A 13,857-nucleotide genomic window follows, 5' to 3' on the forward strand; every position below is an offset into this window, starting at 1 on the left:
ATTCTGGCTCATTTCAATCGGATCTGGCGTAACAAAAATGGTCATCTCGAGCTCTTTATCGGTAAACTTGCTATAAAACATGCGCACCATATGTCCTTTTTGATTTCTTTCGTATAAATTATTTGGATTTTTTGCTAGTAAGTATGAGACCGCTTTGACATTGTCTCCTGTCGTGCGAATAGTTAATTGCAATATAAACGCCCCTTTGCCTACTTTAAATGCTGAATAACACCATAAATATATCATATAAAGAAGAAGATTTCAATTTTCTTCTCCCGCTCTTATAAACCATCGTTTCTAATAGGATGTTTACTACTTCTTCTTACTCTATAACTTAATATTAACTATATTTTATTTTCTGCAGCGCGCCTTACACTATTTCTAATTTTCATTGGTTGACTCCGATCTCTATTTTTACAACCGAATAATATTCTTGTATAGACATCGCTAGCAATCGTATGTTCCACTTAATAAAGATAAAATCCCAATAACTAATTGATTCATAAGGATTTAATCCCCTTATTGAAAAATTAAATAAAGCGGTAAACGGTGTTCTGATGTAATATTTACTGGCATGTTAGTTTAAACAAACCGATTAGATTATTAATGAAGGAGTGAAGTGGCGAAAGTGAAGATATTAGGTAAAATTCAAACAGAGTATAGAAAAAGTAAGGTGTTTTTTTCTTAAAGTTTTTTACAAATGTAGTTGCAACTTACTTTGCCGTTCGAGTTATATTCGTTTCTGTGGCAGCGCTAACGACTGAGAGGCTTTCACCAGACAACATGAATATTTTACTTTTCAGTATGCTCCTTTCCGTAGGATTATCAAATGTTGTACAGCTAGTTGAAATGTTAATTAATAAGAAAACCGAACACTTTAAGTTACTGTTGATCACTACGATATTTATTTTGGGCGTTTCTATATTTGTATTGTAGGTATAAAGCCTTTTTACTAGTACTTAAACAATATTTCAGCAAACTAACTCAATTGTTGGGTAAACGCTTCAAAAAAGAGTGGCTGTGGCCACTCTTTTTTGTCTGTCCTTTCGTTTTATCTTTGAGCTGATACGGCAATAGGTGGTACGGGGTATACGCCATGATATTAGGGATTGTATCTTTTTTCACAGGTGAAATTGTAACTTTCATAATGCTTGGTTTTATATTAATGGCTTTAATTAATATTAATACAACCTTAAAAGCTAACTATAGAAAAGATTCGGAGCAAAAAGAGAAATAAAGCACCTTTCGAATTGCTCTCAAAATTTTTTGGCTTCAAGAGCAAGTTGTTTAGCAAACCTTCTAGGCAAGAGTAAATTCGACTGCTTTTTTTTGCGCTTGAGCCTTTATTACAAAGATAAAGTGAAAAATTAACTGTTGCATATTAGTAATTGCATCCCTTTAATATTCATACTTAAGTTGGACGAAGCTTTAATTTAATACGAATTAAATTAATACTTTCAAAAAACCAGAAAGGAAAATTATTAATACTCCTAATTATTGAAATGTCTATATCTTTCTACGAGAGCGTAAAATATCTTGTGTAAATGAATAAATAGAAAAAGGAAGACCTTTTCTTGTAGAATTAAGTCACCACAACCAATTTACAGAAAATAGGCCTTCCCCATGACTCAGTTTACAACAGATATTATGCAAGCTCTAGTAAAAAAAGAAGACATCTCCGAATTTTTTCGAATGCACTTGGAAACGGCGGTTAATACACTCTTGAAAACAGAATTGACAGCGTTTCTGGATTACGAGAAATACAATCGCATTGGGTTCAATTCGGGCACAATTCGCGGAACGGTGCCTACACACGGAGACTGCATAGGAAGTACGGAGATTTAAATCTGTCCATTCCACGTGACCAAAATGGCGAATTCAACCAACAGACGGTCGTACCCTACAAGCGCTTAAATGATACGCTGGAGTCGTTTGTCATCCACATGTTCCAAAAAGGCGTGACGATGTCTGAGATCTCGGATCTGATCGAGAAGATGTACGGCCATTATTAAACGCCACAAACCATTTCCAATATGACAAAAGTGATGAGCGGACAGGGCGAAGAGGCGCTGAAAGCCTTTGTCGACAAAAGGATTGGTTTTTAGATGTGAATATAAGGATATAAGAAATTGAATAGTAAATATGAATCCACTGGTGCAGAATCGGTGGATTTTTCTTTGGAAAAAGCTGAATGATTTTAAGCTTAATAATTTTCTACTTAATGATTTTTAATAAACAGATATCATGACAATAAAACTCTTATGAGGTATATTTATAACAATAAGATAGAAATATACCACATAGGAGTTTTAATATGAAACAGAAAAATAAGTTTGGATACCTTAGTTTATTAGGCTTATTAGGTTTCTTAGGGTTTTTCACAGGGCATAATTTGTTGTTTTTGTTCTTTGGATACTTTGGATATGCATATTATTTTAATGTGATTGCAGATGAAATGTTCAAAGAGCATTTATTAAAAGCTTCAGCCATATCTTTTTTTATATTGCTATTTGTAATGATGATTACAATAATATTGGTCACAATAACAAGAAATATGCAATTTACTCACTGGGGCCTATTTTTAGGTTTTATAATCGGCAATCTTTCGTTTGCAGTTTCTCATGCCATCTATGAAATTAAGGAAAGCAATGGTGCAAAAGATGAGAATATTTAAAACTCACATTAAAGAATATAGAGCGAAATTTGATATGACACAGGATGATCTAGCTAAGACTGTTGGTGTAAGGAGAGAGACTATAGGTAATTTGGAGAATGGAAGATATAATCCATCTTTGAAACTAGCCATGGATATTTCTAAAGTCTTTGGTTGCACCGTAGAAGACATATTTGAAATTGTAAACAATGAGAACAGCTGTGGAAAATAGGAGATATTTCCTCGTTGCTAAAATGCAATAAAGTGTTTTTACTTTTGGAGCTCTAAAAGAAAAGGAGAAGACGAATTATAGAAATCAAAGAGAAAAAATATTAGAAAGTTTACTTCGAATTGTATTAGGTCTTGCAATAGGACAAGCAGTTACTTTCTTTATAATGACAACGCCTACCTGGATGGTTGTTGATAAAATATTATTTGGTCTTGGGATAGGTGTTGGAATTCCTAGTCTTCTAGTAGTACCTATTAACCCTATTATAAAGAAAAAATATGTCTCTAAATAGGAGACTGACATATCTGTAAAGCTAATCGATTCTAAGCCCAAGTTTATAGATATCTATTCTACACAGGATATTGATGTAAAGGAGGCTAATGTTAAATGAAAAACAAATCTCTTATATTAAAAGTTTTATTTCCAGTGGCCATAGGCCTGTTGGTCGGAAGGTTCGTTACACCTTTGTTTGGTTTGGAGTCACCATGGGCAAGTATTGCAATAAGTACAGTCATAACAATTACTTTATTCATAATTATTGAAAGCATAACGAGTAAATTGACATCTGGCAGAACAAGCAGTACTCCCATGGGTGAAATTAAAAATCTTCATAAAGTTAATAAGGATGAAATTAGGCAAGCGACGGTAGTTTTAGCAGATGCCTTTAAAGAAGATCCGCTGTTTAAAGTATTATTTGGGGACGCTGAGAAAAATTCATATAAATATACTTCGGTTGCTAAGTTTATGATTAGATATTGTTATAGATATGGTGATGTCTACGCTTCTTCAGATAAGTTTGAAGGCATTATGGCAATCACTCAAGATGAATATACCTATATGAGTTTATGGCGCATGATTAGAAGTGGTAGTATTTTCTCATTTTTCTCAATTGGCTTTAAATCATTTATGATGGTAGCAGGTGCACTCAGTCCTATTGATGAGACTAGAAAAAAACACATGAAAAATAAATCTTTTGCCTATTTACAAATTATAGGCGTAGCTTCAGAAAATCAAGGAGAAGGACATGGAGGGAAATTACTTAAAGAACTCATAGCAATGACAGATGAAGCCAAACTTCCAATTTATTTGGAAACCGAAACAGAAAGTAATGTTCGTTTATACGAGCGGTTTGGGTTTAAGATACTTGATGAAATGAACCTATCCGTTATTAATCAACCTATGTGGACCATGCTAAGGGAGAATAAAATCGATGAATAAATGTTCGTTTCATAAATCTTTGAATAACAAGTCGAAAGCTGAACATAACCATAATAGTCCTGTTAAAATTATTAAACTGAGTCTTTGGTTTACACTATTATTTTGTTTTGTATTTCCTTTAACTGCTTGTGGGGTGAATGATACAAATTCGCATTTGGCTTTGAATCAAGCGACTGTCTACGGTTAGAGATGGAAGAGCATGGACATTCTGGTTTAGACTTAAATTCCATCTGTTCATCACAGAGAGAAAAGATTATTATAATGTATACAAACTTTTCTTTACTCCCTTAAGATGTTCTTGCATCTTAGGGAGTTTTTTCAAAATACGTTTTATCATATGAATAACATTTCCCCTTTATTGTTCTCTTTGCGATTCCATTATACTTTTGATTCCAAAACAACATATAGTTTAATTTCATTAAAAAACACAATACGTGGATTATATTTTATTTTTAATATGTGTAAATAATCCTCTAATGCTCACACTTGAGTTGAACGAAAGATTAATTTAATTCGAATTAAATGAGTATTTCAAAAAAATCCAGAAAGGAAAATTATTCATAATTTTAATTAGTGGATTGTCTCTATCTTTCTACTTGATTGGATTAGGAATAATTCGGTAATGATGATGAAAAAATTTCTAAACAAAAAAACCCTATTCATCTCGCTTTTCACACTGGCTTTACTTGTAATTCTAAGCTTCACTATCTTTTTCATATGGTCTCAAAATACATTTGAAGCGATAGATGCTGATCAAATCGAAATGGAGGGAGTTATAGAATCTGAGGACGGATGGTATATCTATAGAGCAGAAAATGCAGACAAAGGGTTAATCCTCTATCCCGGCGCAAAAGTTGAACCTGAAGCATACGGCTATTTGGCACAAGAATTATCAAAGCAAAATATCACAGTCGCCATCCCTTCAGTCAGATTAAATTTATCAATTCTAGATGTGTCAAAAGCTGATGAAATAATAGAAAGTGACGACAGCATCGAATGGTATGTTTCGGGCCATTCCATGGGAGGCGCAGCAGCCGCTATGTATGCCGATCAACATTTAGATCGCGTCAACGGGCTCATATTACTCGGGGCATACGCAGCAAGCAATGATTATTTAAGCGAATCCACCTTACCCGTTTTATCCATAAGCGGTTCAGAAGACGGCTTAAGTACGCCTGAAAAAATTAAGGAAAACAGCTCGAACTTGCCGGAAACAACAGATTTCATTGAAATTCCAGGCGGAAATCACGCGTATTTCGGCGTATATGGGAGTCAATCCGGCGACAATGAAGCGCAGATCACCGTTAGTGAACAACAAAAAATCATCGTAGATTTGATTGTTGATTGGTTAGAAAATGATCATTCTTTAAGTCACGATGAATCATGACAATTTATGAACCTGACTATTAATTAAAATGATCGACGTTTTTTCTTGATTACCTTCCTAATGAAGTAGTTTAATTGTAAAAAGCGGTAAAAAATTAACGAGAAATAATTCACTACTCAAGAACTGAAGGAGACGAAAACATGGCAGTATTTCCTAAGGATGAAGATGGACAAGTATTGAAAATGTTATATAAACAAGGTGTCGATTTTAAAGAACCACAAAACCTTGATTTTGTGATAGCAGTTCCGGATAGAGAGAATGGTGAAGCTGTTTTAGAAACTTTAAGAAGTAATGGATTTACTTGTGAATTAGAACAAGATGATGAAATGGAAGAATGGACTTGTTATTGTTATATCACCATGCTTTTAAAGTACGAAGAGATAATTGCGATACAAAAACGATTGGACGAATTATGTAAGCCCTATGATGGATACACAGAGGGATGGGGACTAATGGTTAACTAACGTGAAAAAAAGTGATTGGGTAGCTAGCGAGCCCTTAAAGCTAGAGTTTAAGGCTATGAAGCGAATTGGCTGTCATGAGCTCGGTATTTCACTGGGTCCGTGCCAGCCAATTTTTTTGAAGTACTTATTGTAATAGAAAATAAGGACAGTATCGACAATCGGCCATTATCAGTATTCGTAAATAATTAAAAGCAGCCGTAAAATAAAACCTAGGAGCACAGTTCATGAAAAGAATCTTCGCTATATTTTTCATCTCTGTATTGCTTATCGGAATCATCGTTGGGTCGACATATCTGTATAGTGAGCATAAAGAAAATGAAATGGCTGTCTTTCATTATGCATCTGTAGAAGTAGCAAAGTCTTATGATGAAAATGAGCCTTTATTTCACGGTGGTACTAACTATAATTATGGTCAAGGAAGGTATGTAGTTATCGTGAAAAATGAGCAGGGAAAAGAATACACTTATGAAGTTTTGCTAAATGATGATCGCTCTCTGTTTGAAATATACGACCTCACTTCTTACTTTCCAAGCTCTTAATAGCTTTCTTTGAGAGCAGCCGCTGTAAATATGGGAGCGAATGTGTAAAAAAAGTTTCTTAGCGTCTTATGTTAGTCATCTTGCTGTGCTTGCTATCTCATCCGCAGCTACACTAACCCGAAGGTTCATTTAAACAACCTTGGTAAACGGAGACAAACCAAAATTCTTTTGGAGGAACTATATGAAAAAGTCTATCATCGGGGTATTCGGAGTACTATTTTTGATGTCAGGTTGTTCTAATGAAGCAGATTTCTTGGTCACTGAGATCTCAGAATACCAGCAAGCCTCCGACCACTACATGAAAATTGTTTTTACCCCTCAAGATATCCCTAACGGCACAAAGTTAGCATCCGTTAAAGTTGGCGGCATTTCAATAAAAGAAGCTTATTTGCTCAATGATTCCAATGTGAACTCTCCCAAAGAGTGGGAGAAAAACAAAATCAGCAAGCTCCCCGCTACTATCACTGATGGAGAACAATATGCTGTGTTATTGATTTCAGAAGATCCTCAACTTAAAGAGCAAGACCGATTACTATTTGATTACTCAAATAGCGGTCAAATTACATCGGTAGAATCCGATTTTCTTCAATAGCTCACCACTTCTTTCCATGAAAACAAACAGCACACGCTAAGCCGTGTGCTGTTTGTTTTCTAGCCTATTATTCTTCCAATTTTCTTGCCGCAAACTCGTCGTCCATTTTCAGGAAATACTCGCCGCCTTCTTCAATGCCTTTTATGCGAATGATCATGTCCCGGAACATTTTTTCTTCTTCCATTTGTTCTTCAATGAACCAATCCAAAAATGAAAGCGTAGCATGTTCCTGCAGTTCATCGGCCAAGCTTACCAATTTATATATGTTTGCCGTCACTGACTTTTCCTGCGCAAGTGATGCTTCCACAACATCCAGAGCATTTGCATATTCGTTTCTTGGTTCTGTCAACGCCTGGAGTACAGGCTGTTCATCCATTGTCACCAAGTAATGATAGAATTTCATCGCGTGTACATGTTCTTCTCGTGATTGGATCAAGTAGAAGTTGGCAAATCCGTGATACCCTTTTCCTGAAAAGTACGAGGCCATCGCTGTGTACGCGTGTGCGGCTTGAAGTTCGTTATTGAATTGAGCGTTTAACGCTTCTGTCAAATTTGTTGGTAACATGTTGAACTCCTCCTCTATCTTGTATAGCGCCATTATAGCACGTGTATTTATTAATCAATAAATGACTTGAACACTTCATTTATTCAAACAAAAAAAGAGCAACGACGTCGCTGCTCTTTTTCTTATTTTGATGGAAAAACTGATCTGCTATTTTCCTCAAGTGAATACATGTTATTGTTCTTGTTCATTACCTTCATAATCAATGACGACCTTCTTGCATGATTCACACAGAAAAGCATCGACATGGTTGATGGAAAAACGGCTTTGTTCCGATAACAATACAGAACCTTTAGTCAGGCTCGGTTCAGCACTCAGTTTGGATACTTTCGGCACCCACGCGAGTCTTGTGCCACTCTGGATAAATCCTTTTTTCATTACCGATTGGCAAAATGGGCATGTTAGGCCGCTATGATTTTCCATGATCCCCCTCCTTAAGGTTATAAAAAACACTCATTTTCCGTACTATTGTTCAATTACCCTTTTTGTTTACCAATATGCCAAACTCATAAAAGCTCTTAAGCCCCCCTCTAGCCTTTTTACTTAAGCTACAAACAATTTCATTATCCTCTCCTAAATCCAAAACAAAAGTGCTACACTGAAACTAAGTAAATAATCATGCAGGAAAAAGGTGCTGATTCGTCAGCGTAACAGGGAATCCGGTGAAAATCCGGAGCTGTTTCCGCAACTGTAAGTGCGTATGAAATAAGAGATGCCACTGGGGAGACCCGGGAAGGCCTTAGAGTAAAGCGATGCACAAGCCAGGAGACCTACCTTTTTCTGAACGTATTTTTGCTCTTCGGAAGATAAGAGGATTTACGGCAACTTTTTCCTATGGACAGCTTTGTGCTGGATATTCGCAATCGTGCCACTCTCTTCGTTGAGAGTGGCTTTTTTTGTCTCTTTTTTGAAAGCGATACGTCTGCTGATATTTACGGACATTATTTTGGAGGTGAACAGATGAAAAAAGACATGCGCTATTTGTGCTACCCGTTCATGAGGGAAAGCGCTTCAACAGTCGATTTCGAGATCCGCACCGATTCCTTGACGACACGAATCGGAGAAGCCATTGCGGTCAATGATGTCCCTCAAATCATCGACGATTTGCGCTACCTGCAGCCGATGGTTTACCACTTGAACGGTTCAGTGCGCGGGAAACTGGCGATTACCGAACAAGACCTCGCCGATCTCAGCAGTTTGTATGACCGCTACGTCGCGGAAGTGAAAGAGGAAATCGATCAATTCGTCCTGCCGCAAGGAACGCATGGTGCGTGCATTCTTCACGTATGCCGCAGTGAAGCGAAAAAGTCAGTACGCGCCCTTCACTACGTGACGCTTGAGCGCGCAGTGCCGGAGCATTTGATGGACTACGCCAACCTGCTCGCCAATGTCTTTTTCGTGATGGCCGTCTATGCCAATAAACAGCACGGCGTCGATGAAATCCCGTTCGTCAGCAAATCTTATCCAACAAAACGCATGAAGAAAAAGGAGACTCACTCGTGAAAATCAAATCATTTCTCTTACTCAGCATTCCACTCGTTTTAACACTCGGTGCTTGCCAAGATGACGCTGCCGAAGCACCGGCAACAGAAGATGCGACCGAACAAGCATCCACTGAAACGGCAAGCGACACACCGTACACCGTCACCGATGACCGCGGCGAAGAACTCGAATTCGAACAAGCGCCTGAAACGATCGTGTCACTCATCCCGAGCAACACCGAGATCGTCTTTGCACTTGATGCCGGTGATCAATTGGTCGGCGTAACTGACTATGACAACTACCCGGAAGCGGCACAGGACATCGAACGCGTCAGTGATTCCGTTGAATTCAATGCCGAGAAAATCATCCAGCTCGACCCGGATGTCGTCCTGGCTTATTCAACCGGCGAAGCGCCACCTGCCCTTTCCCAGCTTGAAGATGCCGATATTCCGGTATTCGTTATTGAATCGGCTACTTCATTCGACGAAGTATACGGCGATATCGAACAAATCGCCTCTGTTCTTGCCAAGGAAGAACAAGGCGCTGAAGTGATTGAAGACATCCAAACGCAAATCGAAGATGTCCAAGAACGCCTTGCAGCGGTCGAAGAACAAAAAGAAGTATACGTGGAAATCAGCCCGTCCCCTGAAATTTACACAACCGGAAAATCGACGTTCCAGCAAGAGATTCTGAACCACGCCCAAGTGACCAACGTTTTTGATGATCTGGAAGGCTGGCCGAATATCTCTGAAGAAGAAGTCATCACCCGCGATCCGGAAGTCATCTTGACGACCGTGTCTTACGTGGAGGATGCCGTCGGTGATATCGAAGCACGCGACAGCTGGTCGGCTGTTGAAGCGATCGAGAACGGCGAAGTGCATTTCATCGATTCCGACATCACTTCCCGCCCTGGGCCGCGCATTGGCGAAGCCGTGCAGTTAGTTGCGGAAACGGTGTATCCGGAAATAATGGAATAAGACTATTCATTCACGCTTCACTCAATAAGCACAGACATTTTTCAAGCTATTTCACTGCTTATAAAGTCGCGCGTAATAATGGCACAATGGCACAAGTGCTGTTCTCGCTCTGTTTCAGAGGGGATGAATAATCTATTCATCAATAAAAAAGGCGCAACCGATCAAGTCGGGTGCGCCTTTTTTCTATTCACAATCCCGATTCATCGCGGATGTCCTGCTCGGTAATCGCCCCACCCTTTCCAGTGCCTTTAATGTCTTCAAGTTTAACGCTCAGTTCTTTCGCGAGATGGCGAAGTCTCGGCGACACGCGGGTAAAGCTCGCGGTCTCTTGTGACGCTTCGTTTTCCTCCGCTTGTTCGAGGTGGACTTTCTCAGCAGTACCTATGTTACTGGCTGCTTTGCCTTTTGGGTCGATAACTGCAAGCAACGTGCTGGCTTTGACGGAATCTCCGCGCTTCACATGGATTTTCTTCACCGTTCCGCTCGTTTCGGCACGAATTTCTGACACCGCTTTTTCCGTCTGGACTTCACACAACACGGCGCCTTCTTCGACGTAATCGCCTTCGTCCACGAACCATAGGACAATCAAGCTCTTATCCGTATCTTCAGATAGCTTCGGCAACGTTACATCATGCATTCCCTAGCCTCCTCTTACGCTTCATCCATCATCTGTTTGACTGTCTCGACGATTTTATCCGGGCCTGGCAAAACAAAATCTTCGAGTACATGGCTGTACGGAATCGGCACATCCGGAATTGCCAAGCGCTTGATTGGCGATTCGAGTTCATAGAGTGCTTCTTCCGAGACGATGGCCGCGATTTCAGCAGTCATGCCATATGAACGGTAATCTTCATCGACGACGACCAGCCGATGCGTTTTCTTCACTGAATTGAGGATGGTGTCTTTATCGATCGGCGCCAAGGAGCGCAGGTCGATAACTTCCGCTTCGATGCCATCTTGTGCCAATCGCTCTGCCGCTTCCATCGCATAATGCGTCATCATCTGGATACCGACGATGGTTACGTCTTTGCCTTCGCGCATCACATTCGCCTTGTCGAGCGGCACGATATACGAATCTTCTGGTACATGACCGATCGCATAATCGAGCTGATCCATCCAGCCGAGTCCTTGAAGCGATTTATGGAACATGAAAACGACCGGATTGTCGTCACGGATCGCGGACGTCATCATGCCTTTTAAGTCATACGGTGTACTCGGCGCGACCACTTTCATCCCCGGCATATGGGCAAATGTCGCATACAAAGTCTGCGAGTGCTGCGCAGCGTCGCTATAACCGCCGCCGACCGAAGTCATGAGCACCATCGGCAACCGTACATTGCCACCGGACATATACGGAATCTTCGCCATATGGTTATAGATCTGGTCCATGCAGACGCCGAAGAAATCGACGAACATCAATTCCGCAATTGGCCGCATGCCTTCTGCCGCTGCCCCGATTGCCGCGCCGATAAACGCCGTCTCGGAAATCGGCGTATCAAGCACACGTTCCGGCCCGAATTTCTCCATCAAGCCTTGCGTCGATCCGAAAATGCCGCCGTACTTCCCGATATCTTCACCAAGCACGAATACATTTTTGTCGTTCTCCATCTCCTGGGCAATCGCTTCCGCCATCGCTTTGTTACCCGTCAGCACCCTTTTTTTCGCTGTCTCCATTTCGGAATCTCTCCTTTTCGGATTAAGATGTAAAGACGTCATCTAAGGCGGCTTCAGGCTTCGGGTAGTCGCTGTCGCGTGCGAATTGGTAAGCTTCGTCCACTTCTTTTTTGGCACGAGCTTCGATTTCTTCCAGTTCCGGTTCATTCACATGTTCCGCATCCAAGAGCTGCTGGCGCAGTTTCATAATCGGATCTCGCGCGCGGAGTCCGGGAACTTCCTGTTTGTCGCGGTACAATTCCGGATCGCCTTGGAAATGGCCAAGGAACCGGAAAGTCTCGATTTCGATGATCGTCGGACCCTGTCCGTTGCGCGCACGGTTGACCGCTTCTTCTGCGGCTTTGTACATCGCAACCGGATCGTTGTCTTTTACATAAGCACCCGCAACGCCATATGCCGAAGCGCGCAGATCGTTTGATTCGACTGAAGTCGATGCCGTTTTCGGTATCGAGATGCCGTAAGAATTGTCTTCGACGACGATGATGAGCGGTAAATTCCACAGCGCCGCCAAATTCAGCGATTCATGAAACGCACCGGCATTCGCCGCGCCTTCACCGATGAATGCCACGGCGACCCAGTCTTTTCCTTTCATTTTATTGGCCATAGCCGCGCCGACCGCATGCGGAATCCCGGCTGCGACAATGCCGCCGCACGAAAACTTCGCTTGCGGGTCGAACAAATGCATATGCCCGCCTTTTCCTTTTCCAAGTCCTGTTTCCTTGCCGAAAATCTCTGCCGTCATTTTCTTCAAGTCGACACCTTTGGCAATTGCGTGGTGATGCGGACGATGAGGCGCGGTTACCGTATCGTCTTTCGTCAAATGCACCATCATGCCTGCTGCGGCCGGTTCCTGGCCGGTCGCGAGGTGCATTTCACCCGGCACAGGGCCTTTGCCGATATTGAACACCGGCGACTTGCCTTCCGTGTACGCCTCCACCATCTGGTCTTCGTAATAGCGAATCTTGACCATTTGCTCGTACATCCACATCAGCTTGTCGACAGATACGGAAGGCTGTTTTTCTTCGAACTTAGTCACTGCTACTCCTCCTTTTTTCACTCTATAAATTCGGATGGCGTGCGACAAATTCCATAGGCCTAAACACTCTAAGTGTACTGCGTTTCATCATATATTTCAATATTCTGATAATAAAAGACTAGAGAATTTACAATTAAGGTGATTATCTTTATTCAACAGGCAAAACTTAAAAAAACTAATTTAAAACGCATCTATCCATCGCTCTCTTTCAAAATTGTAATATCGCTAAACAGTAATTATTTATTGATAAACGATAAATAAATCGCTATACTTTGGTTATTAACAAGCAAAGAGGTGTGTTTTATGAAACGGGAGACTTTGTTTTTGAAAGTGGTGCTGTTCCTTATGGCGCTGCCGGTCATTGCGCTTTGCATCTTCGTGGTGCTGCCGCTATCGAGCATCATTCAGGACGGGCCAGACCAGTTGGCATTTCTGCAGTATGTCTTTATCGTCATGCTTTACGCAACCGCAATCGCTTATTTCCTGGCGCTGTACCAGACATTTAAATTGCTGAGTTTCATCGATGACAATACCGCCTTTTCTGTGCGCTCAGTGAAGGCGATCAAAAACATCAAGCTGTGCGCCCTTGCGATCACGGGCATCTATTTTCTCGCGATGCCGCTGTTTTACATGATCGCAGAAATCGACGATGCGCCAGGCCTCATCTTGATGGGCGCTGGCATCGGCTTTGCTGCCTTTGTCATCGCCGTTTTTGCAGCGGTTTTGCAGAAGCTGCTGACGCACGCCATCGACATCAAATCAGAAAACGATCTTACGGTCTGAGGTGATACCATGCCAATCATCATAAATCTCGACGTCATGCTTGCTAAGCGCAAAATGAGCATGACCGAGCTATCCGAAAAAGTCGGCGTCACCATGCCCAATTTGTCCATCCTGAAAAACGGCAAAGCGAAAGCGATCCGCTTCTCCACACTCGAAGCCATCTGTAAAGTGCTCGACTGCCAGCCTGGAGACGTATTCGAATACCGGGAGGAAGAGTAGACTAAACTTCCTTCGCTTTTTGGAAACAGGAAATTTCAGAGC

General features: G+C 41.1%; 16 protein-coding genes, 2 pseudogenes and 1 riboswitch. Of the genes and pseudogenes, 12 read left to right on the forward strand and 6 right to left on the reverse strand.

Annotated elements, in window-relative coordinates:
• Positions 1 to 192 (reverse strand): annotated as a pseudogene (locus KTG14_RS15045) (3' terminal RNA ribose 2'-O-methyltransferase Hen1); the annotation flags it as partial.
• A gap of 1,431 nt (positions 193 to 1,623) precedes the next feature.
• Between KTG14_RS15045 and KTG14_RS15050 the strand changes: the two are divergent.
• From KTG14_RS15050 to KTG14_RS15085, 8 genes and pseudogenes are all read left to right on the forward strand, one after another.
• A pseudogene (locus KTG14_RS15050) lies at positions 1,624 to 2,096 on the forward strand (transposase); the annotation flags it as partial.
• A 218-nt stretch (positions 2,097 to 2,314) separates the two neighbouring features.
• Entirely contained in the window at positions 2,315 to 2,674 is a 360-nt protein-coding gene (locus tag KTG14_RS15055) for a DUF3796 domain-containing protein (RefSeq protein WP_216971660.1), read from the forward strand.
• On the forward strand, positions 2,661 to 2,885 hold the full coding sequence (locus KTG14_RS15060; RefSeq protein WP_216971661.1) for a helix-turn-helix transcriptional regulator: 225 nt from the start codon (positions 2,661 to 2,663) through the stop codon (positions 2,883 to 2,885). Before KTG14_RS15055 ends, KTG14_RS15060 begins: the two co-directional genes overlap by 14 nt.
• 384 nt (positions 2,886 to 3,269) lie before the next feature.
• Complete coding sequence (locus KTG14_RS15065) at positions 3,270 to 4,100, forward strand: GNAT family N-acetyltransferase (protein WP_216971662.1); 831 nt, start codon at positions 3,270 to 3,272, stop codon at positions 4,098 to 4,100.
• A 622-nt stretch (positions 4,101 to 4,722) separates the two neighbouring features.
• Entirely contained in the window at positions 4,723 to 5,487 is a 765-nt protein-coding gene (locus tag KTG14_RS15070; protein WP_216971663.1) for an alpha/beta fold hydrolase, read from the forward strand.
• Between the two features lie 140 nt (positions 5,488 to 5,627).
• A complete protein-coding gene (locus tag KTG14_RS15075) occupies positions 5,628 to 5,951 on the forward strand; it encodes a ribonuclease E inhibitor RraB (RefSeq protein WP_216971664.1) in 324 nt (107 codons plus the stop codon).
• A gap of 224 nt (positions 5,952 to 6,175) precedes the next feature.
• A complete protein-coding gene (locus KTG14_RS15080) occupies positions 6,176 to 6,490 on the forward strand; it encodes a hypothetical protein (RefSeq protein WP_216971665.1) in 315 nt (104 codons plus the stop codon).
• A 181-nt stretch (positions 6,491 to 6,671) separates the two neighbouring features.
• The gene (locus KTG14_RS15085; protein ID WP_216971666.1) at positions 6,672 to 7,082 is read left to right on the forward strand and encodes a hypothetical protein; all 411 of its coding nucleotides are present in this window, start codon (positions 6,672 to 6,674) and stop codon (positions 7,080 to 7,082) included.
• Positions 7,083 to 7,149: 67 nt separating this feature from the next.
• On the opposite strand, the gene KTG14_RS15090 is transcribed toward KTG14_RS15085, so the two are convergent.
• Both KTG14_RS15090 and KTG14_RS15095 read right to left on the reverse strand, forming a co-directional pair.
• The gene (locus tag KTG14_RS15090; protein WP_121300527.1) at positions 7,150 to 7,647 is read right to left on the reverse strand and encodes a ferritin; all 498 of its coding nucleotides are present in this window, start codon (positions 7,645 to 7,647) and stop codon (positions 7,150 to 7,152) included.
• 171 nt (positions 7,648 to 7,818) lie between these two features.
• Positions 7,819 to 8,067 (reverse strand): PF20097 family protein, encoded by a 249-nt coding sequence (locus KTG14_RS15095; protein ID WP_216971667.1) that lies wholly within the window; start codon positions 8,065 to 8,067, stop codon positions 7,819 to 7,821.
• Between the two features lie 189 nt (positions 8,068 to 8,256).
• Positions 8,257 to 8,436: riboswitch (cobalamin riboswitch) on the forward strand.
• 168 nt (positions 8,437 to 8,604) lie between these two features.
• Here KTG14_RS15095 and KTG14_RS15100 point away from each other — a divergent pair.
• Together KTG14_RS15100 and KTG14_RS15105 are read left to right on the forward strand one after the other, a co-directional pair.
• On the forward strand, positions 8,605 to 9,147 hold the full coding sequence (locus KTG14_RS15100; RefSeq protein WP_216971668.1) for a hypothetical protein: 543 nt from the start codon (positions 8,605 to 8,607) through the stop codon (positions 9,145 to 9,147).
• Entirely contained in the window at positions 9,144 to 10,103 is a 960-nt protein-coding gene (locus tag KTG14_RS15105; protein WP_216971669.1) for an ABC transporter substrate-binding protein, read from the forward strand. The genes KTG14_RS15100 and KTG14_RS15105 overlap by 4 nt, the downstream gene beginning before the upstream one ends.
• A gap of 187 nt (positions 10,104 to 10,290) precedes the next feature.
• Here KTG14_RS15105 and KTG14_RS15110 read toward each other — a convergent pair whose 3' ends face one another.
• The 3 genes from KTG14_RS15110 to KTG14_RS15120 are packed head-to-tail and all read right to left on the reverse strand — an operon-like array spanning position 10,291 to position 12,765.
• Positions 10,291 to 10,740, reverse strand: coding sequence for a biotin/lipoyl-containing protein (locus tag KTG14_RS15110; protein ID WP_216971670.1), 450 nt, complete (start codon positions 10,738 to 10,740; stop codon positions 10,291 to 10,293).
• 14 nt (positions 10,741 to 10,754) lie between these two features.
• A complete protein-coding gene (locus KTG14_RS15115; protein WP_216971671.1) occupies positions 10,755 to 11,777 on the reverse strand; it encodes an alpha-ketoacid dehydrogenase subunit beta in 1,023 nt (340 codons plus the stop codon).
• A 22-nt stretch (positions 11,778 to 11,799) separates the two neighbouring features.
• Entirely contained in the window at positions 11,800 to 12,765 is a 966-nt protein-coding gene (locus tag KTG14_RS15120; RefSeq protein WP_216971712.1) for a thiamine pyrophosphate-dependent dehydrogenase E1 component subunit alpha, read from the reverse strand.
• 351 nt (positions 12,766 to 13,116) lie between these two features.
• On the opposite strand from KTG14_RS15120, the gene KTG14_RS15125 reads away from it, so the two are divergent.
• Entirely contained in the window at positions 13,117 to 13,596 is a 480-nt protein-coding gene (locus tag KTG14_RS15125) for a DUF2975 domain-containing protein (RefSeq protein WP_216971672.1), read from the forward strand.
• A gap of 9 nt (positions 13,597 to 13,605) precedes the next feature.
• The gene (locus tag KTG14_RS15130; protein ID WP_216971673.1) at positions 13,606 to 13,815 is read left to right on the forward strand and encodes a helix-turn-helix domain-containing protein; all 210 of its coding nucleotides are present in this window, start codon (positions 13,606 to 13,608) and stop codon (positions 13,813 to 13,815) included.
• The last annotated feature ends 42 nt before the right edge of the window (positions 13,816 to 13,857 follow it).

The organism is Planococcus sp. CP5-4_YE (assembly GCF_019042655.1).
Lineage (GTDB): Bacteria > Bacillota > Bacilli > Bacillales_A > Planococcaceae > Planococcus.

What these genes read in the sequence shown, in the direction of transcription:
- KTG14_RS15055 (WP_216971660.1), top strand. Translation starts at nt 2,315, where the DNA reads ATGAAACAGAAAAATAAGTTTGGATACCTTAGTTTATTAGGCTTATTA.
- KTG14_RS15060 (WP_216971661.1), top strand. Translation starts at nt 2,661, where the DNA reads ATGAGAATATTTAAAACTCACATTAAAGAATATAGAGCGAAATTTGAT.
- KTG14_RS15065 (WP_216971662.1), top strand. Translation starts at nt 3,270, where the DNA reads ATGAAAAACAAATCTCTTATATTAAAAGTTTTATTTCCAGTGGCCATA.
- KTG14_RS15070 (WP_216971663.1), top strand. Translation starts at nt 4,723, where the DNA reads ATGATGATGAAAAAATTTCTAAACAAAAAAACCCTATTCATCTCGCTT.
- KTG14_RS15075 (WP_216971664.1), top strand. Translation starts at nt 5,628, where the DNA reads ATGGCAGTATTTCCTAAGGATGAAGATGGACAAGTATTGAAAATGTTA.
- KTG14_RS15080 (WP_216971665.1), top strand. Translation starts at nt 6,176, where the DNA reads ATGAAAAGAATCTTCGCTATATTTTTCATCTCTGTATTGCTTATCGGA.
- KTG14_RS15085 (WP_216971666.1), top strand. Translation starts at nt 6,672, where the DNA reads ATGAAAAAGTCTATCATCGGGGTATTCGGAGTACTATTTTTGATGTCA.
- KTG14_RS15090 (WP_121300527.1), bottom strand. Translation starts at nt 7,647, where the DNA reads ATGTTACCAACAAATTTGACAGAAGCGTTAAACGCTCAATTCAATAAC.
- KTG14_RS15095 (WP_216971667.1), bottom strand. Translation starts at nt 8,067, where the DNA reads ATGGAAAATCATAGCGGCCTAACATGCCCATTTTGCCAATCGGTAATG.
- KTG14_RS15100 (WP_216971668.1), top strand. Translation starts at nt 8,605, where the DNA reads ATGAAAAAAGACATGCGCTATTTGTGCTACCCGTTCATGAGGGAAAGC.
- KTG14_RS15110 (WP_216971670.1), bottom strand. Translation starts at nt 10,740, where the DNA reads ATGCATGATGTAACGTTGCCGAAGCTATCTGAAGATACGGATAAGAGC.
- KTG14_RS15115 (WP_216971671.1), bottom strand. Translation starts at nt 11,777, where the DNA reads ATGGAGACAGCGAAAAAAAGGGTGCTGACGGGTAACAAAGCGATGGCG.
- KTG14_RS15120 (WP_216971712.1), bottom strand. Translation starts at nt 12,765, where the DNA reads ATGTGGATGTACGAGCAAATGGTCAAGATTCGCTATTACGAAGACCAG.
- KTG14_RS15125 (WP_216971672.1), top strand. Translation starts at nt 13,117, where the DNA reads ATGAAACGGGAGACTTTGTTTTTGAAAGTGGTGCTGTTCCTTATGGCG.
- KTG14_RS15130 (WP_216971673.1), top strand. Translation starts at nt 13,606, where the DNA reads ATGCCAATCATCATAAATCTCGACGTCATGCTTGCTAAGCGCAAAATG.